18 protein-coding genes are annotated in these 18,840 nt (G+C 47.8%); 7 read left to right on the forward strand and 11 right to left on the reverse strand.

Annotated elements, in window-relative coordinates; all coding sequences use genetic code 11:
- Nucleotides 1-8: 8 nt before the first annotated feature.
- Genes MKX68_RS12240 through MKX68_RS12250 form a run of 3 tightly spaced genes read right to left on the reverse strand, consistent with a single transcriptional unit; the run spans nt 9 to nt 3,819 of the window.
- On the reverse strand, nt 9-2,300 hold the full coding sequence (locus MKX68_RS12240; protein ID WP_340911842.1) for a carbohydrate-binding domain-containing protein: 2,292 nt from the start codon (nt 2,298-2,300) through the stop codon (nt 9-11).
- Between the two features lie 27 nt (nt 2,301-2,327).
- Nucleotides 2,328-3,008 (reverse strand): DUF4956 domain-containing protein, encoded by a 681-nt coding sequence (locus MKX68_RS12245; protein ID WP_076332062.1) that lies wholly within the window; start codon nt 3,006-3,008, stop codon nt 2,328-2,330.
- Nucleotides 3,001-3,819, reverse strand: a complete 819-nt coding sequence (locus MKX68_RS12250; RefSeq protein WP_091036525.1) for a polyphosphate polymerase domain-containing protein — start codon at nt 3,817-3,819, stop codon at nt 3,001-3,003. The genes MKX68_RS12245 and MKX68_RS12250 overlap by 8 nt, the downstream gene beginning before the upstream one ends.
- A 253-nt stretch (nt 3,820-4,072) precedes the next feature.
- Here MKX68_RS12250 and MKX68_RS12255 point away from each other — a divergent pair, with 253 nt between their 5' ends.
- The 3 genes from MKX68_RS12255 (at nt 4,073) to MKX68_RS12265 (ending at nt 6,561) form a co-directional block, all read left to right on the forward strand.
- A complete protein-coding gene (locus MKX68_RS12255; RefSeq protein ID WP_338589277.1) occupies nt 4,073-4,750 on the forward strand; it encodes a response regulator transcription factor in 678 nt (225 codons plus the stop codon).
- Nucleotides 4,750-6,105 (forward strand): sensor histidine kinase, encoded by a 1,356-nt coding sequence (locus MKX68_RS12260; protein WP_340911849.1) that lies wholly within the window; start codon nt 4,750-4,752, stop codon nt 6,103-6,105. Before MKX68_RS12255 ends, MKX68_RS12260 begins: the two co-directional genes overlap by 1 nt.
- A gap of 144 nt (nt 6,106-6,249) precedes the next feature.
- Complete coding sequence (locus MKX68_RS12265; protein ID WP_076332227.1) at nt 6,250-6,561, forward strand: hypothetical protein; 312 nt, start codon at nt 6,250-6,252, stop codon at nt 6,559-6,561.
- A 577-nt stretch (nt 6,562-7,138) separates the two neighbouring features.
- Here MKX68_RS12265 and MKX68_RS12270 read toward each other — a convergent pair.
- Entirely contained in the window at nt 7,139-7,906 is a 768-nt protein-coding gene (locus tag MKX68_RS12270) for an SDR family NAD(P)-dependent oxidoreductase (RefSeq protein ID WP_338589273.1), read from the reverse strand.
- 198 nt (nt 7,907-8,104) lie between these two features.
- Between MKX68_RS12270 and MKX68_RS12275 the strand changes: the two genes are divergently transcribed.
- On the forward strand, nt 8,105-8,740 hold the full coding sequence (locus MKX68_RS12275; protein WP_340911851.1) for a TetR/AcrR family transcriptional regulator: 636 nt from the start codon (nt 8,105-8,107) through the stop codon (nt 8,738-8,740).
- Nucleotides 8,741-8,749: 9 nt separating this feature from the next.
- Here the strand turns inward: MKX68_RS12275 and cobA are convergent, their stop codons facing one another.
- The 4 genes from cobA to nirB are packed head-to-tail and all read right to left on the reverse strand — an operon-like array spanning nt 8,750 to nt 13,211.
- Entirely contained in the window at nt 8,750-9,520 is a 771-nt protein-coding gene (gene cobA, locus MKX68_RS12280; RefSeq protein ID WP_340911854.1) for a uroporphyrinogen-III C-methyltransferase, read from the reverse strand.
- Entirely contained in the window at nt 9,517-10,398 is an 882-nt protein-coding gene (locus MKX68_RS12285; protein WP_340911855.1) for a formate/nitrite transporter family protein, read from the reverse strand. Before MKX68_RS12285 ends, cobA begins: the two co-directional genes overlap by 4 nt.
- Before the next feature lie 37 nt (nt 10,399-10,435).
- On the reverse strand, nt 10,436-10,753 hold the full coding sequence (nirD, locus tag MKX68_RS12290; RefSeq protein WP_340911857.1) for a nitrite reductase small subunit NirD: 318 nt from the start codon (nt 10,751-10,753) through the stop codon (nt 10,436-10,438).
- 16 nt (nt 10,754-10,769) lie between these two features.
- Nucleotides 10,770-13,211, reverse strand: coding sequence for a nitrite reductase large subunit NirB (nirB, locus tag MKX68_RS12295; protein WP_340911858.1), 2,442 nt, complete (start codon nt 13,209-13,211; stop codon nt 10,770-10,772).
- 609 nt (nt 13,212-13,820) lie between these two features.
- On the opposite strand from nirB, the gene MKX68_RS12300 reads away from it, so the two are divergent.
- Nucleotides 13,821-14,414, forward strand: a complete 594-nt coding sequence (locus MKX68_RS12300; RefSeq protein ID WP_340911860.1) for an ANTAR domain-containing response regulator — start codon at nt 13,821-13,823, stop codon at nt 14,412-14,414.
- A gap of 18 nt (nt 14,415-14,432) precedes the next feature.
- The gene (locus MKX68_RS12305; RefSeq protein ID WP_339787921.1) at nt 14,433-15,509 is read left to right on the forward strand and encodes an anthranilate phosphoribosyltransferase; all 1,077 of its coding nucleotides are present in this window, start codon (nt 14,433-14,435) and stop codon (nt 15,507-15,509) included.
- A gap of 41 nt (nt 15,510-15,550) precedes the next feature.
- Here the strand turns inward: MKX68_RS12305 and MKX68_RS12310 are convergent, their stop codons facing one another.
- A complete protein-coding gene (locus MKX68_RS12310) occupies nt 15,551-16,063 on the reverse strand; it encodes an acyl-CoA thioesterase (RefSeq protein ID WP_026081401.1) in 513 nt (170 codons plus the stop codon).
- A 205-nt stretch (nt 16,064-16,268) separates the two neighbouring features.
- Nucleotides 16,269-16,892, reverse strand: a complete 624-nt coding sequence (locus MKX68_RS12315; protein WP_091012490.1) for an acetate uptake transporter — start codon at nt 16,890-16,892, stop codon at nt 16,269-16,271.
- 440 nt (nt 16,893-17,332) lie between these two features.
- Here MKX68_RS12315 and MKX68_RS12320 point away from each other — a divergent pair, with 440 nt between their 5' ends.
- On the forward strand, nt 17,333-17,503 hold the full coding sequence (locus MKX68_RS12320; protein ID WP_340911863.1) for an aspartyl-phosphate phosphatase Spo0E family protein: 171 nt from the start codon (nt 17,333-17,335) through the stop codon (nt 17,501-17,503).
- 173 nt (nt 17,504-17,676) lie between these two features.
- Here MKX68_RS12320 and MKX68_RS12325 read toward each other — a convergent pair whose 3' ends face one another.
- On the reverse strand, nt 17,677-18,606 hold the full coding sequence (locus tag MKX68_RS12325) for a response regulator (RefSeq protein ID WP_338595081.1): 930 nt from the start codon (nt 18,604-18,606) through the stop codon (nt 17,677-17,679).
- Between the last annotated feature and the right edge of the window lie 234 nt (nt 18,607-18,840).

Here is an 18,840-nt window from a genome sequence, read left to right on the forward strand (position 1 = left end):
AATTATGATTATTTTGCAGAATCCGTAGTGCCTGTGCTGTCGGAGGTTGTACCGGATTGCGATCTGTTTCTGCCGCCTCCGAATCCACCTTGTCCACCGCCGCCACCAGGACCACCCATACCTGAATTGGCTGTAGTTACACCTGATTCATTGACCCAAGTTACATTGCTAGTCGATTGGAATGCAACTACTTGAGTTCCGCCACTGTAGGTACCGTCTGTGTAGAGTCCATCCACCGCTTTACCTGTAGACGTACCACCGGAGTAGATCACATAGGAGCCATCTTTTTTCAGATCCGGGGAGCTGACAACCACAGTTTGATAATCTTTTGCCGGAGCAAATGTCAGAATGTTGTTGCCTTCGCTATCTTGTACATGTACAAGTGTTCCAGCTTTTTGCGTTGCAGGGAATGTCATCACAATGGTATTTTGCGTAGACGTATCGGATGTTCCTTGTGCCATACCAGAGCTTCCGGCAGCCACGAGGTATCCACCGCTGATTTCAAATGTACCGTCATAATCCAATGCTCCGTTGCCGCTATCCGTTGGTCCGTTCACAATAACCGTTCCGCCAGTCATGTTGATGGAACCATTGGAATCCAGTCCGTCACCACCTGCGTTCACTGTGAGGGAGCCGCCGTTAATGTGGAACTCGTTATTACTTGCTGCTGCACCACCCATACCGCCCGGTCCACGTCCTTGCTGATTAGCAGCTGTACCTTGGGATGCCTGATCGGTAGTTGATGTTGTACCTGTTGTTTCGGTTACAGAGATGTTAGACGTCGTTGTTGCATCGGTTGCTGTAGTAGCGCTATCTGTACTTGCCGCTGTATTCGCAGCTGTTTCCGTCTCGCCACCTGCAGCATTTACGCCATCATCGGATGCCGTTACATCTACATCCCCATCGTTCAGGGTGATGATTGCACCTTCAAGTCCTTCATAACTCTTCGCAATCGTGATGGTTCCGCCGTTAATCGTCAGGGCCTGATCGGCATGGATGCCGTCATCACCGGATTCGATGTTGAATGTTCCGTCGTTGACTGTTACGTTATTGTTGCTGTGCAAGGAATCATCCATGGAATCAATGGTATACGTACCACCATTAACCGTAAGATCTGCACCTGCTTTGAGTGCTTTGGCACTTGTGGACTCCGTTGCTGTAGTTGCTGTGTCCGCATCAGCATTGTTATCTGTTGTTGTGTTGGCAGAGTTGGATGCTGCTGCGCCGTTTGTATTAGCACCTGTATCCGTACCGCTGTTATTAGGCATCTCCGGCATATCTGCAGGAGGTTCGCCATCCGGTGGTGTGCCCATATCGGTTGGAGGTGTGCCGCCACCCCATCCACCGCCAAACGGACCTTCTTCTACTTTGGCTGGTGCATTGGCGCTACCACCGGCAGTTACAATGTTGTAAGTGCCGCCATCCGTAACGAGTGCGGTTTCGGCTTGAATACCGTCATTGCCACTCTGAATATCGAAGGTACCTCCTGCGATAGCAACGTAACCTTTGGTGGTATCTGTGTCATTGGTTGATTTAATACCGTCGCCTTCGGCTTCAATGGTAATGGTACCCGCTTGAATGGCGACCATATCTTTACCTTTGATCCCGTCATCGGCTGCTTTGACACTGATGTTACCACTAATGATTTTCAGATCATCCTTGCTTGTAATACCTTCATTATAGTTACCTGTGACGGTCAATTGACCTGCACCGTTGAACGTAAGATCCGCTTTGCTAAAGATCGCAGCATCCGGCTCGTCTGTCGTAGCGTCGGCGTACACATACGTTTTACCATCGGAAACGGTATTCTTGGTTCCTTTTTCGAGCGTAATTACCGCTTTACCGGCTTTTTGAATATAGATCGCTGCACTGTCATTATCATGGATGGTAGCTCCGTTTAATACGAGATGAACGGTGCCTTTATCGGCAACATTGACCACGATCTGTCCGTCGGTTAGCTCACCGCTAAGTACATAAGTGCCTGCTTCGGAGATGGTTACCGAACCATTCGCTGCTTTGGCGCCCGAACCGGTCACCGTTGCAGTTGTTCCGTTCAGCTTGATCGCTGTGGAATCTGTCTCACTCCAGCTAATGTTGGTATCGTCAGCATCCAGAGAGACCAGATCTGCATATTTCACTGAAGTTTGCTCGCTGACAGATAACGTTTTGGTTGTTCCTGTCGTCGATGTTGCGGCATTGGCGGTTGTGCTTGTCGTTGCTGGTGCACTGCATGCTGCGAGTAGGCTGGTAATCATGGCGATGGACCAAAGTTTGCTGCCTGTTATCATGTTTTTCTTCATATTAGATCGTTCCCTTCGAATTAAAAATTAATATTCCGTTGTTGGACTCATGGTTAACGAGATATCCAGGTTGCCGTTCCGTGTGCGGATCGCATCGAGGAATTCCTTTTGGCTAACACTTTCGTGAATGGTTACACTGTAGACCAGCTCATACAGACTGCCGAGTTCAGTGGTTCTGATTTTTTTCAGATCAAAAGGTACGTTGAATTTATGGAACACTTCATTAAGGGCTTCTTCATAGCTTAAGTTTTCGGGAATGGTGACTTTCAGCGTTTTCAGCTGACTTTTCTTGCCGCCGAAGTTGAAGCGACTCAGAACAAACATCAGTACACACAGGATAATGGTGAACAGCACCGCGTATCCAAAAGCGCCTACACCGCAGGCCAGACCGGAAGCCATCGTGAACAATACATAAGCAATGTCTTTTGGATCACCAGGTGCACTTCGGAATCGGATGATCGAGAAGGCACCTGCCAAGCTGAATGCTCGAGCGATGTTGCTGCCGATGAGCAGGATGATGATGGCGACAATGACGGGCAGGACAACCATCGTTAAGGTGAAGCTCTGGGAGTATGTGCTTTGGTTAGTCTTCATGTAGGTGAGGCTGATGATTAACCCCAGAATGATGGCAAGACCAATGGTGATGACTGCGTTGTTAAACGTCAGGTTGGTATCGGTTAGGGCTGAACTGAACAGTGAATCAAGCATATAGGACACTCTCTCTTTCTATAATCGTTTTATCTTGTTCTATGGATGGGTTGAAATCGGTACCTGGTACAAGAATGCGCTCTGTTTGGTAATTCAGGTTGGTTGTTCTCGCCAGATGTCTGAACTCGTTGCCGTATTTCGAAAATCCGGTGCGATATAGACCATGCTCACATAGCAGTTGCGACAGCCATAACGGAACAGTTTTCTCGGCTTTTACTTCCATCAGCCATCGACCGTCCTTCACCAGCGGCTCACCGTAATCTCCCTGTTCCAGCTTCAGATCGTATCTGCGGCTGCGGATGTTGGTGTCAAAGGTAATGCGGAGATCGCGGCTGTTCTTGTCGAAGAGCGCTTTGCGTTCATACGCCAGATACACTTTCGGTTCCAAGTCGTATACCCGAAGGAAATATTTAATCTCCTCGACAACCTGTTTGTTCATGTAATCCGCCAGCTCCGGCGCCTGTCCCGAACGAACGAATTCGTAAGCTTCATCCAGCTTTAATGCTGTTCTGCGTTTGTTCACCAGGCCGAAGACTTTCTTTTTAATCTCCAGATACACTTTGGCGTTCTCTTCAGGGATTCCATAAGCCCGCAGTCTCAGTTTCTCCTTGTATTTTGGTTTGGAGAGACTGGCGCGGATCAGCGAATCCTGCGGAGTGTCGAAGTACAGGTTGCTGATGGAGTAATACTCATGTTTCTTGTTGTAGGCATCCAGCTCCATGTATTTCAGCAGGTCATTGTAGAAGTGTGCGTACTGCTCATCGGTCAGAAGATACTTGCTCTCATATCGGTTGAATACTTCAATAGCCATGTGGGACTCATTCCTTTCGTGGGTGGGTTGTATGTTTTGTTGCATCGTGTATTGCTTCCATGTCTGTATCTTAGAGCCCCAACCTTGAATGAATCTTAAATGGTTTTACATTGCGTTAACATTTTTTACCTTCCTATAATAGTGCGAATGCACAAAATGAATTAAGATTGATTCAAGGTTTAATTGGTAGAATAGGTGATATCATAAAGAGTTAATTGAAGACGAATAATTCAAGCAGAGGAATGAATAGAGCATGAGAATATTAATTGCGGAAGATGAGGTTCATTTGGCAGAGGCTGTATCGCAGATTTTGAAAAAAAACAACTACTCCGTGGACATGGTCCACGACGGCAGATCAGGACTCGATTATGCGCAGAGCGGCATCTACGACCTGTTACTACTCGACATCATGATGCCGGAGATGGACGGGATCGCCGTCCTGAAGAAACTCCGCAGTGAAGGCAATCATACGCCTGTCATTCTCCTTACTGCGAAAGGTGAACTATCGGACAAAGTCACAGGCCTCGATTATGGTGCCGATGATTATATCGCCAAGCCCTTTGCCACAGAGGAATTACTGGCCCGGATTCGAGCAGCCTTAAGGCGGAAGGGCGAAGTGGTTCCCGAGGACGGTTTGAAATTTGGCGACATTGAGCTGAATACAACGCAGTTGAAGCTGAGCGTTCAGGGGAAGGAGATCAAGCTGAATCTGAAGGAGAATGAACTGCTGGAGCTGTTGATTGCCCGCAAACAGGCGATAACTTCCAAAGAGCAGATTATTGAGAAGTTATGGGGATTTGATTCGGAAGTGGAGTATAACAATGTGGAGGTGTACATCTCGTTTTTGCGCAAAAAATTAACCTTCCTGAACTCGGCTGTCCGCATTAACACGATTCGGGGTGTGGGGTATGTGCTTGAGGTGACGTCCTGATGTTCAAGAAACTCCGAAATCGATTCCTGATCGTGAATCTGGTGTCCATCTCCATTATGATGCTGGTGGCATTTGCGACGATCTATACGATTACTTATCAGAATGTGCAGCGTGAGACCAATATGGAGTTGTACAAGGTGTCTGATTTCTATCACAGTCCTTATAATTCATCCAAGATGCCACGTGGGGAAGGGCAGGGTTCCGGTACAGGTGGTAGTACAGGCTCAGGTTCAAGTTCCGGTTCCGGTTCAGATTCGTTTCCCTCCGATGCCATGGGTGGTGATAATGGAGGTCCGGGAGGGGATCCCAACTCACCTCCGGCACGTTCCGTTTCGTTCATGATCAAGACGGATGATCAGTGGAAGATTACGGATACACATTCCCGATTTGATATGGAAGATACGTTCTACACCGAGGCGTTGCAAAAGGTTGACCAGAATAAAGTTGGTGATTCAGAACGGCAGACTGGACAATTTGCGCTGGATGGAACGGATTGGGCCTATGTGGTTGATCCGAGCGGTGACGGGCATATGATCGTATTCATTGATGTGACGGCACAACAGGGCATTCTTACGAATCTGATCTATACCTTTGCTGTTGTTGGATTAATCATGTTGATTGTGATTTACTTCTTGAGCCGTTATTTTGCGAATCGCTCCATTGCACCCGTCAGAGAAGCGTTTGAGAAACAAAAACAATTCATCGGTGATGCTTCACATGAGTTGAAGACACCTCTGGCGATCATCAATACCAATACTGACGTGCTGCTTGCGAATCAGGAGGATACCATAGCGAACCAGGCGAAGTGGCTGCACTATATCAAGTCGGAAACTGAGCGTATGACCGGACTTACGAATGATCTGCTCTATCTGACACAGATGGACGACTCACGCTCCACGATGATTCATGCGAAGTTTAATATGAGCGATGCGGTAGAGAGTATTATTTTGCCGATGGAAGCCGTTATATTTGAGAAAAATATCTCCCTCGATTACAACATTGAGCCGAATCTTACGGTTCATGGGAACAGTGAGCAGATCAAACAGGTCATTCTGATCCTGCTCGATAATGCAGTAAAGTATTCCGGTCCAAAAGGGTCCGTAAACGTTACGCTCCAGAGACAAAATAACGATGTTATGCTGGCCGTGTCCAACACAGGGGAAGGCATTGCAACGGAACATCTCGATCGGATCTTCGATCGATTCTATCGTACGGATTCGTCAAGAGCCCGCAAGCATGGTGGGCATGGTCTGGGTTTGGCGATTGCTCGTTCCATTGTGGATCAGCACAAAGGAGAGCTATACGCTCGAAGCGTGGTCGGAGAGGGCGCTACATTTTACGTGCGGTTGTCGTAAGGTGGGAGTGATGAGCCAGCGTATGAAAAAATGCTACTTACGTTTCGGCTCCACACTAACCCTTCGCTACTGCTCTATAATCGTTCTTCAGGCATAAGTTCTGCCTGTAATGGGTTAACCTATGCTACAATGGCAACAGTATGTATGAATCAAGGAGATGAACTGAACGTGGCAGAAGCAAACGCAATTAATGAACAAGAAATGATGCAATATATTGCAGATAAAACAAAGGCAAGCCAAGCGAACATCGCTCTTGTATTGAAGCATGAGCAAGCGTACATCAACAAGGCGCACGAAAATGCCAAAGGTAACGATGTGGATATTGACGGCGATGATCTGGCGGACTACATCCTTAGTCGCAAAGATGTGAAGCTGGATGAGTTGACCGTGGAAAGCATCCTGGATGCTGAGATGGACTACTTGATGGACAAGGGTCACGCGGGATACGTCGATTAAGTTAAGTGTGGATATGGAGCTTGGACTGTGGCGTGAGGTTTAATGAGCTTCGTTATGATGGACGGCGGCATGAGGTGCTTGATTATCGGTGTTCGATGGTTGTTCAGTACGGCGACCAAGCATTTCTGTGGTCCGGGCAAAATCTAACGAACCTGACACGACTTATTCGAGTATTTCTCGCTCGATTGGGAATGTAACGAATCTGAGACACGTTATTCTCTGGATTTTAGGACTTTTCGGTGCAATTGCAGCATTTCTGCGGGATTAGCGTGTCTGAGATTCGTTAGTTTGGGAAATAAGCTCTATTAGCCGATATAAGGTGCCCTAAGTTCGTTAGAGTGATCACAAGGTGCAACGAGACGTTTAAATGGCGTTTCAAAAGTGACATTTCACTTATGCAGCCTTCTGCACAGCAAGTGTTGTAATCTAAAAAAGACCTCAACTCCACATTACTGTGGTGTTGAGGCCTTTTTTAGATTGTAGTGACCAGGCATTCCTTCGGGAATACCTGTCGGTATAACTTTTCTAAGGATGGACTTGAAGTTCTATCGGACCGGATCCTACAGTTTACAGCTTCTTATTGACCCACCATACCGCCATCTACGGTGTAGAGGGAAGCTGTTACATAGGATGCTTCTTCGGACAACAGGAAGTTCATCACCGCAGCAACTTCTTCCGGTTCGCCATAACGGCCCATTGGAATGCTGGATACGGTTGCTGATTGATAATCTTCCACGTTACCGGAATTTGCTTCGATCTGGCGCATCATGCGTGTATTGATTGTGCCTGGCAATACAGCGTTAACCCGGATATTATAAGGTGCCAGTTCATTTGCAGCGGTACGCGTGAGACCAACCACGGCATGTTTGGACATAATATATGGAGATACAGCAGGTGCACCCATCAGACCCGCGAGGGAAGAGGTATTTAGAATCGCACCGGATTTTTGTTTTTTCATCACCGGAATAACATTTTGCAGACCCAGGAATACGCCGCGAATGTTGACGTTATATACGGTGTCGAGTGCTTCAACACTCAGGTCTTCGATCAGCCCTGTTGGACCTTCAATTCCGGCATTGTTGGCAAAATAATCGATTCGGCCAAACGCATCCAATGCTTTTTGCACATAGTTTTTCACGTCTGCTTCCTGAGATACATTCGCTTTTACGGCGATGACGTGCTCTTTGTCGAGGTTCAGATCAGTAATTGTCTGCTGGATGGCTTCTTCATTCAGGTCCACCAGAACCAAGTTGATTTTGCGCTCTGCAAGGCGGCGTGCCAATTCTTTACCAATGCCTCCGGCTGCTCCTGTAATTACGGCTGTATGTGTATACGTTGTACTCATGATATATTCGCTCCTTATTCATTATTGGCAGGTATTTCTCAAAAAAAGTTTCAACCTGTCGTCTATCTTTCCTGTCTCAATGTTAAGATATACATAGCAATGTGACAATAATCATTGACAGCGCATATGTCAGCTATCGGACAGAGGTGTAAGCGGTGTTCATTTATATTACAATAATGAACAAAGGAGGCGAAAATGTTGATCATTGAACATCCTCAGGACCGGAGAGCACGAAGAACGCAGGATGCGATCATCGCTGCGGCGGTTTCTTTGATATTAGAGAAGGGAGCGGATGCCCTCACAATCCGGGATATTACGGAACGGGCGGATTACAACCGTGGAACCTTCTATTTACATTTTCCCGGCAAACCGGAGTTGTTGCAGTTCATTCTGGATGATTTCATGCAGGGAGTGGGGCGAGCTTATGCAGAACCATACGCACAGCTCAAAGAAGTGGACATGACTGCATTGCTGCCATCCACGATGCCTGTATTCGAATATATTGAAGCCCATCAGGATATCTTTCGTGCATTAATAACGATGCATTCCGATATGAGTTCCCGGCTGTGCAATATGTTTAGAACGTATCTAACCGAAGATTTTGTATTGGTGACCGAGGATAGTGAGTGGACGATTAATTACGACATCATGTTAAGTTATCTGGTATCTGCAACGGTAGGCGTAATCATGCATTGGGCAGAGATTGGATTCAAGTATTCTGCGCATTATATGGGAGAGCAGCTTACGGCGCTGATTAACATCAAACCGACCCGTCTGCTGATTGAACCAGGGCAGAAGGGCCGGACTATTCACGAGCGTATGCTGTTGGATTAAAGTACCGGATTATCCGGTCATGGAGGCGTTAGCGGCCTGTTGCATCTGAAGCAGCTGTTCGCGGATCAGGACCGACTCGCCAATCATGATTAATGCCGGGTTTTTCACTTGATGTGACAGGGCGAGCAAGTGGAGTTCGGCAAGTGTGCCGGTAATAATGCGCTCCTCCGAAGTGGTTCCTCGTTCGATTAAAGCCGCAGGAGTGTGTCCACTTTTGCCATGGTGAAGCAATTCATGTTGAATCTGGGGCAGTTGGCTAATGCCCATGTAGATGACCAGTGTATCCACGCTATGGGCGAGCAGATCCCAGCGAACCGATGATACACTTCCGTCACTGCCGGTTCCCGTGACACATGCGAAGGATGAAGCAATCCCGCGATGGGTTAACGGAATAAGGGATGAAGCGGATGTCCCTACAGCCGAAGTGATGCCAGGAATAATCTCAAATGCAATCCCTGCTTCCGCTAGCACAAGCGCTTCTTCACCACCACGGCCAAAGATAAACGGATCGCCACCCTTGAGTCGTACGACTTGTTTGCCTTCCGCTGCATGTGCAGCCAGCATTCGTCCAATCATCTCCTGACTCATGGAGTGAAGGCCCGGCGCCTTGCCGCAGTAGATGCGGAGTGCTCCTTCACGAGCCTCAGCGAGCAATTGATCATTCACAAGTCGATCATACATAATGACATCTGCGGACTGAATTCGTTTCAGGGCTTTTACCGTAATCAGATCCGGATCTCCAGGACCAGCGCCAACAATACTAACCAGGCCCCGACTCATGATCGTGTCCCCAGTTTCGGTGCAGCATCGGAACTTGCTAATCCTGAACGACCACCCTGAATGGTTGCCAGTTTCGTTGATAGCTTCACCGGATTTCCCCAGTGGTGTGCAGCATATAGACCGAGGCCTGTAAATACAGCTCCGCCAATGAGGTTACCCAACAACACCGGGATCTGATTCCACAGCCACCAGTCAGCGACACTCACCTGTGCGCCGAGCATCATGCCTGCCGGAATGACGAACATATTTACCACAGCATGCTCAAATCCTTGAGTGAAAAATATGGTAATAGGCAGCCACATCGCTACGATTTTGCCCAGTGTAGAAGTGGACGTCATTGCCATCACTGCCCCGAGTGTGACCATCCAGTTACATAGAATGGCTTTGATGATGACCAGTACAATGCCAGCCCCGCCCAAGTGCTGATACCCCAATGTTTTGGTTTCACTGGTCTGGATCAGCGTTTGTATTAGAGGGTCGCTCATATCCGTACCCATCTTGGTAATGGTCAAACCGTATAACAGAGCATAGAATGCACATCCGAGCAGATGTCCTGTGATCACCCAGAAATAATTTCGGAGCATATCCATCCATGTAATTCTACGTTTCAACACCGCGAGTGGAAGCATCGCAAAGTTTCCTGTCACCAATTCGAGACCCAGCAGAATAATGATGACGAATCCTGCCGGGAATATCAGTGCACCTGCCAAACCAACGGAAGTTTGAGAGACAGCGGTATATGCCATTGTGGTTGCAAAAGCAAGAATAGCCCCTGCCAGAAAACCGCGGATCAGCATCTGTACCCGATTCATTCTGGCTTTGCTCTCACCAGCTTCGACCATCGATTGCAGCACTTCTGCAGGTTTAACAAAATCCATAGCGCACGCCTCCTTGATGTCAGGGTATCTCTAGCCTTTAACCCGCAATTGTGATGTAGATTTCTCCGCTGTTGCCGTCCACTTCTGTTTTGTAGGTATTCAAGCAGCCTTCATCCGGCTCGTGTACCTTACCGTTACGCAGATCAATCTTCCAATCATGCAAAGGACAATGAACCGCTGTCCCGCATACCATACCCTCCGACAGCTTGCCGCCCTTGTGGGGGCAGCGATTCTCGACGGCGTGCAGACTTCCGTCGCTCAGTTTGAAGACTGCAATTTCGGTATCCTTTATCAGGAAGGTCCGTGCTCCCTTTTCATCAATATCTGCAAGGTGTCCAATTCGGAATTTGTTCATCCCTGTTCCTCCTCTTCTAGTGGGTTACCGGCTCGGCACCGGACAGTGGGGTGAAGTTTTTACGTAATTTCTCGTCTTGAATGATTTCTTTCCAAGGATCAACCGTGTGGCCCAGTGTAACTTCCAGACGTTCAACCAGAGCGAGACGTACATCCCGATCCGCCAATGCTTCCTTCACATGATCCAGACCTACCCGTTCAATCCAAGCCGCTGTTCTCTCATTCCATTTTGCATTCTCTCTATAATATTGCAGGTAAGAGTAAGTCCACTCTTCCACTTCCGCATCGGTCTTCACCGTACAGAGCAACTCGGCTGCACGAACCTTGACTCCGGCGTTACCGCCAACATGAATCTCCCAAGCACCATCAATGGCGACAACACCCAGATCCTTGATGGTCGCTTCAGCACAGTTCCGCGGACATCCCGAGACAGCGAGTTTCACTTTGGCTGGAGCTACCATCTTGTCGAGTTTTTTCTCCAGTCGAATCCCCATCTCGATGGAGTCCTGTGTACCGAATCGGCAGAATGTGTTGCCTACACAAGTTTTCACCGTACGCAGCGCCTTCCCATAACCGAAACCGGAAGGCATATCGAGCTCTTCCCAGATCTTCGGCAGGTTCTCCTTCTGTACACCAAGCAGATCGAGTCGTTGTCCACCCGTGAATTTCACCAAAGGAACATCGTATTTCTCCGCGACAGTCGCAATCTTGATCAATTCCGCTGGGGAAGTGACACCACCATAGATCCGTGGAATAACGGAGTAGGTACCGTCCTTCTGGATGTTGGCGTGATAACGTTCATTGGTGAATTTGGATACACGCTCATCTGTGTATTCAGCCGGCCAGATCATACCGAGATAATAGTTGAGTGAAGGACGACACTTGGAACAACCTTCCGGCTCATCCCAACCGAGAACGTTCATAACTTCCTTCACGCTTTTGAGTCCCATTTCCTTGATCTGGGCAACAATCTCATCCCGATCATAGGAGGTGCAGCCACAGATGCCTTCTTTGGTCTGTTCGCCTACATTATCACCTGCGTAATACGTGAGCAGGTTTTCGATGATAGGCTTGCACCCACCGCAAGAAGCGGAGGCTTTGGTGCAGGATTTGATTGCACCGAGGGTGTTGCAGCCTTTGTTCAGAACGGCGTCCCCGATGGAAGCTTTGGTAACACCATTACAACCACACACGATCTCGTCATCCGGCATACTCGCCATGCGTTCTGCGACAGATGGACCCGAGCCTGAACCACCAGAGGGTACACCGAGCAAAATTTCTTTCTCCCGACCACTGATGTTCTCTCCACTCTTAATGAGAGAAAACAGCGATGCGCCATCCGTGGTATCCCCGAACAATACAGCTCCAATGAGCTGCCCATCCTTGATCACCATCTTTTTGTATACACCATCGACATCATCCTGAATGCGAATACTGCGCGTGTTCGCAGCGTCTTTGAATTGTCCAGCAGAGAATACGTCTACACCGGATACTTTCAGCTTGGTAGAAGTGACTGAACCTTCATAGCCTTCAGTTGCCGCACCAGCCAGACGTTTTGCGAGCACCATACCTTGTTCATATAATGGAGCAACCAGTCCGTAGGCAATACCGCGGTGTTCTGCACATTCGCCAACGGCAGAGATGCCAGGGATGCTGGTATGCATATAATCATCTACAATGACACCACGATTCACGTCGAGTCCGGCATTGCGAGCCAGTTCAATCTGAGGACGAATCCCGACAGCCATGACAACCAGATCCGCTTCAAGTACCGTTTGATCAGTAAAACGAATAGCCTTCACTCGATGTTTGCCTGTAATTTCTTCAGTATGTTTATTCAAAAGGAACTTCATGCCCTGCTCTTCAAGCTCACGCTGGAGCATCAGGCCTGCTGGCAAATCCAGATTCCGGTCCATCAGATGTCCGTTAATATGGATGACCGTGACGTCCATGCCCAGATTGAGCAGCCCCCGCGCTGCTTCCAGTCCAAGCAATCCGCCTCCAATGACGGCAGCTTTACGATACTTTTGTGATGCTGCCATCATGGTCTCGCAGTCTTTAATATCACGGAAACCGATGACGCCTTCCTTGTTAGCGCCGGGAAGCGGGAGGATGAACGCTTGTGAACCAGTTGCCATAATCAGCTCATCATAGGCTGCGCGTACACCATTTTGAGATACAACTTCCTTGCGCTTGGTATCGATCTGAACGATCGGGTCACCCGGGTATACCTGAATGCCGTTATCTTCGTACCAGCTCCACTCATTGATTACGATATCTTCAATGGATGTTCCGCCAGCCAATACAGAGGATAACATGATCCTGTTGTAGTTGGGATGCGGCTCTGCGCCGAAGACTGTAATTTCATAAGCGTGCGGAGCAAGCTTAAGGATATGTTCGATTGTGCGGATTCCCGCCATGCCATTGCCGACCAGCACCAGTTTTTTCGTTGTACTCATTATGATTAGCCCCCTTAGGTCCATTCTGCAAACTGCCTCGAAACCTTGTCTCTAAAATCGAAAAAGCCTGTTATGCCTCGGAGGACTGCGTATATACATACGCATCCCTTGCTCCGAGATTGCAAAACAGGCTTCATTGCCGTTTCAACCAGCTACGCCGTTGTAACTGTGATCGATTTAAATATGGAGTTGTTATGGCTTAACTATAAAAGATCGATCTACACGTGTCAATATAGTTAACATAAAAAAGTATTTGAAATTTAAAGTTAATTATGTTTACATGAGTTTATTGGAATACCGAATGGACGACGAAGTTTTACGAGTATATCTTCTTAATTTGAAGGATTTAGATAACGTTAGCACGCTGGATATGATAAACACTGTAGAAAAGGTGCCATGTATAGTGTTTGACCTTTTTTATTGCAACATGATGGGGCATAAAAAGATCATTTTGAGGCATGAAAAGATCATTCTAATGTTGAAAATAAGACGTATAATCGTCACCACTTAATTTTTGTTAGGTAATGTAACATGTTTATCGCTTTCGTGTATTAACGTCTTAAATGTTGTGGACTCTGACTATACGCCATAGGGAGGGATTGATCCATCATGCGATCTTTATTGGTCATCCGTGTTCAACCAACGATAGCTGCCTCATCCGATGCAATCCCTCTGACACCGGAGAGGCTGCTGGGAGCAAACGGGTACCATGTACAGGTGGCGGGCAGTGAAACGGAAGCGTTGAAGCTGGCTATTGCAGCGGAAGCGTCCATCTTGCATCTGTCGCTGGCCGATGTGGAGTACTGGGTGAACTGCCTGGGAAAGGAGAAGTCGGATTCCCCGCTGCTCTGGTGGTGTGCGCCAGATACGGCTTCTTCCTCCGCAGAATCCTGCGAGGTCGAAACTTCATTTGATGGAATACTTACACCATCCATGACCGGGCCCGAGATCCATTGGACTCTTCACTTTGCAGCTCGGCGCTACATGGAACGCAAGCAGTGGGAGCAGGAACGGAAGCAGCTGCAATCCAGGCTGGAGGATCGGAAATGGATTGATATGGCGAAGGCCATCCTTAGTGATCTGAAGCAGATCTCCGAGGCCGAAGCCTATGACCTGTTACGCAAGAAAGCGATGGATGAACGCAAACGGATGGTTGATGTAGCCACAGCAATTGTAAAGGCACATCAACTGCTCCAGTCTTAATTGGAAGGAGGATTCTCCATGGATATGTCTCAGATACTCCGAGAAGTCGGACGTGGGAAACGAGGCTCGCGTGATCTGAATTATACAGAGGCACTGACCGTTGCAGAGAAAATCCTGAAACAGGAGGTTTCCCCTGCCCAGACGGCTGCGTTTCTAATGGCTGAACGAATGAAAATGGAAAACGTTGAGGAACTGGAAGCCTTTGTTCATGCATGCCGTAACAGTGCGGAACGTTTCTCCGTATTTCAGGACGGATTGGACTGTGCGGGTCCCTATGACGGGCGGACGAAGTCGTTCATGGCTACATTTCCGGTTGCGTTTGTACTCGCAGCGGCCGGGTTGCCGGTGACTTTGCACGGGAGTGATCCTTTACCGCCCAAGTGGGGCGTTACGCTGTCGGTTCTGTTAAAGGAAGCGGGAATTGATACACGTAAAATGGATCGGGAAGATGCCCGTGGGGCTGCGTTGCGTTCCGGTGTCATGTACGTATCCTCCGAGGAGTGGTGTGAGCCTCTTCGCAAGCTTCGTCCGTTACGGGAAGAGTTGGGTTTTCGAACGGTGTTTAACACAGCAGAGAAACTGATTGATTATAACCATTCACCGTATTTGGTGTTTGGTGTGTTTCATAATACCTTTCTGGATCGGATTGCGAAGTTGCTCACCCGGTTTAACTATCGTCGTGCTTATGTTGTACAGGGGATGGAAGGTTCTGAGGATCTGTACATTGATCGGCCAACCCGCGTATACGCAGTAGAAGATGGCGATATGAAGCTGGAATTGGTTGATCCTGCAGCCTATGAACTCGATATGCCCGTGCCGGAACTGGTCTGGACGGCTGCAAAGCAGCTTGAAGTGGCGGAAAGTGTATTAAGCGGCGATGGTCATATCGCTTTTGTGAATCAGGTCTTGTTAAATGGAGGATTCCGCTTGTACGCCGCTGGGCGTGTCAATTCCATCGAAGAGGGCATATACACTTGTCAGGGATTGCTGGAGAGTGGTGCAGCATATCGCATCTATCAACAGTGGTGTGTCTCCATGGGTGGCGAACTGCCGGATAATAGAGCGATGTCCATCTATCCGGCATCGTCCAGATAATGTAATGCTTTTATTCAATCTTGTTATTGTTTAGCGTGTGTTTATTCCCAAGGATAAGTAACGGTCAGGAAGTCAGCGAATTTCTTGCTCTCTTCCCGCCGTTGTTTCCGCATGGCCGCCCGATCCGGAGCGGTCTCGTATAGTTTCTTCTCTTCTTCCGTCTCCGGGATAATGCGGGGTACAATCAGTTTGCGATTATTTTCGTCCAGGGCCACAAAGGTCAGAAATGCCGTCGCCGCAATTTTCTTCTCTCCGGTCTTCAGATCCTCTCGAATCACCTTCACAAAAATCTCCATGGAACTTCGTCCTGTCCAGGACGCGAACGATTCAAGCGTTACGGAATCTGTTGGGTTAATCGGGTACAGGAAATCGACCGAGTCGGTTGAAGCTGTTACGGTATTGACCCGGCATAACTTGGAAGCGGCGATGGATGCAATATCATCGATGTAGGACATCAGCTTGCCGCCGAACAGTGTATTATGATTGTTGACATCGGTTGGGAATACCCGTGCCGTCTTAAAACAACGCGTTTCGCGTACATACTTTTTCTCCACCTGATCCATCTCCGTAGGCTTTGGTATCTCTCTCATGTTTTTTCCTCCTTACAGTATGGCTGCTGTGACATTTCATGTGTTGCAGGGTCTTTTTTGGGTCTATTATCCCTAGTATAGGTGTCGGTCAGATACATATTCAAATGAAGTCAGACTGCAAAAAAACCGCCAGGCGCGGACCGGCGCGCTGGCGGTTTACTGCTGTATATTAAGCCTTGGGTTTGAAAATGCCGGACGGTTTGCCGATCGGCAAGAACGCATAACCGAAGTGAGCGTTCAGTACCGAAGCACCTGTACCATACAGGGACACAATTCCGATCGCCATTTCAGCGTATGCTGCAATGGTGTGGAAAATGTGAGGAGCTACGCCGAAAGCGTCAAAGGTCAAGCCAAGGAACAGGAAGTCAATCAGAATGAAGATGATAAGCAATACTTTATTTGCTTCAATAGCACCGATTGTCATGAACAGGGTGAATACGAGGTATCCGGCAAAAGCAAATCCGAGCTGCTTGCCATCGGCCTGTTCAGCAAGCGTGGAGCCAAATACGCCCATTTTGATCATCCAGTTGGCCGCCATGGCAAACCAGAAGAATGCATACGCGCCAAAAGCTGTTGTGCCAAAGGTGTTGTTGCGTTTGGAATCTTGAATACATGCGAATAACTGGGCAAAGGCACCCAGGAAGATCGCCCAAGGAATAGCGTAGCTAAGTCCATCCGTAATGCCAAGCTTTTGGGAAGAAGCGACCAGGGTTACGATAGCCAACCCAAATAATCCCATTGCGCTGGGATCGGCGTTAACAATTTTGACTTTAGTCTGTGAATCGGTCTGCATGGTGATGATAAGCCTCCAATAATATCAAATCAGGATCCATGGCCGTCGTTGGCCGTCCTCTAAATTACATCATTTGTATCCGCCGGGTCCGGACACACACATCGCCCTATTGTACCTGAATGCCCCCATTATGGAAAGGGATTTTATTACCTTTTGAACCAATAGAGTTTTTGTTTTTTCAATATACACATTTACGACACAATCCATTCTGGCCGTGAATGATGAGGCTAGACGTTAGAATAAAGGCCTCGTGATTAACGCTAAATTGCGTCATATCAGCCATTTTCGGATAAGCTCTTGTGTGATAAAATAATCTTTATCAAAAAATGGAGAAGAATACAAAACATCCTTGTCTCCTATGCCATATGTTAATCCAACTATAGATTGACAGGAAAAACTAAAATGGTTCACAGAATAAGGAGGTATCAGGGGTTATGGTTATGAGTTTGGATTTGAAAAATAAAATAGAGAAGGCCAGACATAACCTTTATGTGCTGGTAGAGCATAACAAAGGTGGTCTTGGACATCCCGATGTGATTCGGCAGTCTATGGCATTGGACGAATTGATTAATGAGTATAACCGAATTAGCCGAAACCATTCACGGGCCTGAACCCGAAGGGATTTTGATTTTAAATACAGAACGAATCACATAGATAAGTAACACTTGATCGTACAGACGGGCATGAATATGGCCGGAATGGATAGCCTCGGTTGAAGAGGCGGTACCATACCGACATAGTATTCATGCCCGTTTGTTTTGCCAAATATCAATCATCTACCTGTTTAATGGAGCAATCGTTTGGCTTCCAAGTATAGAACCTGTACGAATTTTTTCGTATTAATGCGTGTCTGGGACAAGGAAGGCTCCACATTGTTTTGCAGCTCCAGCATTTTCTTGCGGATTTCGGTGAAATCGAAAAATTTGGATGCATAGTTCTCGAACTTGGGATGTGTATAATCCGTTAATCCCAGAGACACCACATGACTCAGCGTCTGGAAGATGGCTCTGCGAACACGTTGTTCCGATGCCTTGATCTCCTTGTTCACCTCTGCGAGTGATGCGTTGTCTCCCAGCTTGCGTATCGCTACGTTCTGGAAGATGTCTTTGAGGGATGGGAACGTATAGGGCGACAGCTTATGTTCATCTGTCTCTACCTGTTCCAGATATTCCAGCATGTCCAGCAGATCCCTGCTGCCCGCTTCGCCGATCATGCCCATCTCGGACAGCAGGAAATGTCCTGCAGTCGTGATTGTTTTGTCCGGAACCGGAGCCGCAGCGCGTTCGGTAGAATTCAAACCGGACAGTCCCTGCAATGTCCGCTGAATATCTGCGATGGATTGCTGCATCCGAAGCCTTTCGCTTACCAGACGCAGAACAGATAGAATCTCCAATCGGTTAATCGGCTTCGTAATATAATATTCAATGCCTAGTGAATAGGCTTCTCCGATCATATTTTTCGACTCGATCTGGGAGATCATGACGATCTTGCCCTCGAACCTTCCCTCAAGCGCCCGCACGGTCTGTATCCCGTCTCGTTGGGGCATCAGCAGATCAATCAGCAGTACATCCACCTTATGCAGCTCCAACAGTTCCGCGTGAATATGTGCTCCGTCCTCAGCTTCCCCGGCAATATCGCCAAGGCCTTCATCCTCAATAATATCCATCAACATGGAACGAACGCCAGGATCATCATCCACGATAAAATAACGCATGTCAGTCATTCCCTTTCTCTGCGAATGGTGTGATTGATAAATCTATGGTAAAGGCGGTTAACTCCGCCATGAACTCTCGTTCCAGTGTAATCGTTCCTTTCCTTCTTGCATAGAACCTGACATGTCAGGTTCTATGACAATGTTTGGGCGATCAAAGCCCATTTTTAAAATAAATGTAGGAATTGCATGTAGGTATTTGTCGATTTTCGTAGATGCCCTTGTAGTATAAGTAAC

Origin of the sequence: Paenibacillus sp. FSL M8-0212, assembly GCF_038004645.1 — a bacterium.
Lineage (GTDB): Bacteria > Bacillota > Bacilli > Paenibacillales > Paenibacillaceae > Paenibacillus.

Excerpts from the sequence above, each read along its gene's own strand:
- MKX68_RS12240 (WP_340911842.1), bottom strand. The coding sequence starts at position 2,300 with ATGAAGAAAAACATGATAACAGGCAGCAAACTTTGGTCCATCGCCATG.
- MKX68_RS12245 (WP_076332062.1), bottom strand. The coding sequence starts at position 3,008 with ATGCTTGATTCACTGTTCAGTTCAGCCCTAACCGATACCAACCTGACG.
- MKX68_RS12250 (WP_091036525.1), bottom strand. The coding sequence starts at position 3,819 with ATGGCTATTGAAGTATTCAACCGATATGAGAGCAAGTATCTTCTGACC.
- MKX68_RS12255 (WP_338589277.1), top strand. The coding sequence starts at position 4,073 with ATGAGAATATTAATTGCGGAAGATGAGGTTCATTTGGCAGAGGCTGTA.
- MKX68_RS12260 (WP_340911849.1), top strand. The coding sequence starts at position 4,750 with ATGTTCAAGAAACTCCGAAATCGATTCCTGATCGTGAATCTGGTGTCC.
- MKX68_RS12265 (WP_076332227.1), top strand. The coding sequence starts at position 6,250 with ATGAATCAAGGAGATGAACTGAACGTGGCAGAAGCAAACGCAATTAAT.
- MKX68_RS12270 (WP_338589273.1), bottom strand. The coding sequence starts at position 7,906 with ATGAGTACAACGTATACACATACAGCCGTAATTACAGGAGCAGCCGGA.
- cobA (WP_340911854.1), bottom strand. The coding sequence starts at position 9,520 with ATGAGTCGGGGCCTGGTTAGTATTGTTGGCGCTGGTCCTGGAGATCCG.
- MKX68_RS12285 (WP_340911855.1), bottom strand. The coding sequence starts at position 10,398 with ATGGATTTTGTTAAACCTGCAGAAGTGCTGCAATCGATGGTCGAAGCT.
- nirD (WP_340911857.1), bottom strand. The coding sequence starts at position 10,753 with ATGAACAAATTCCGAATTGGACACCTTGCAGATATTGATGAAAAGGGA.
- nirB (WP_340911858.1), bottom strand. The coding sequence starts at position 13,211 with ATGAGTACAACGAAAAAACTGGTGCTGGTCGGCAATGGCATGGCGGGA.
- MKX68_RS12300 (WP_340911860.1), top strand. The coding sequence starts at position 13,821 with ATGCGATCTTTATTGGTCATCCGTGTTCAACCAACGATAGCTGCCTCA.
- MKX68_RS12305 (WP_339787921.1), top strand. The coding sequence starts at position 14,433 with ATGGATATGTCTCAGATACTCCGAGAAGTCGGACGTGGGAAACGAGGC.
- MKX68_RS12315 (WP_091012490.1), bottom strand. The coding sequence starts at position 16,892 with ATGCAGACCGATTCACAGACTAAAGTCAAAATTGTTAACGCCGATCCC.
- MKX68_RS12320 (WP_340911863.1), top strand. The coding sequence starts at position 17,333 with ATGAGTTTGGATTTGAAAAATAAAATAGAGAAGGCCAGACATAACCTT.
- MKX68_RS12325 (WP_338595081.1), bottom strand. The coding sequence starts at position 18,606 with ATGCGTTATTTTATCGTGGATGATGATCCTGGCGTTCGTTCCATGTTG.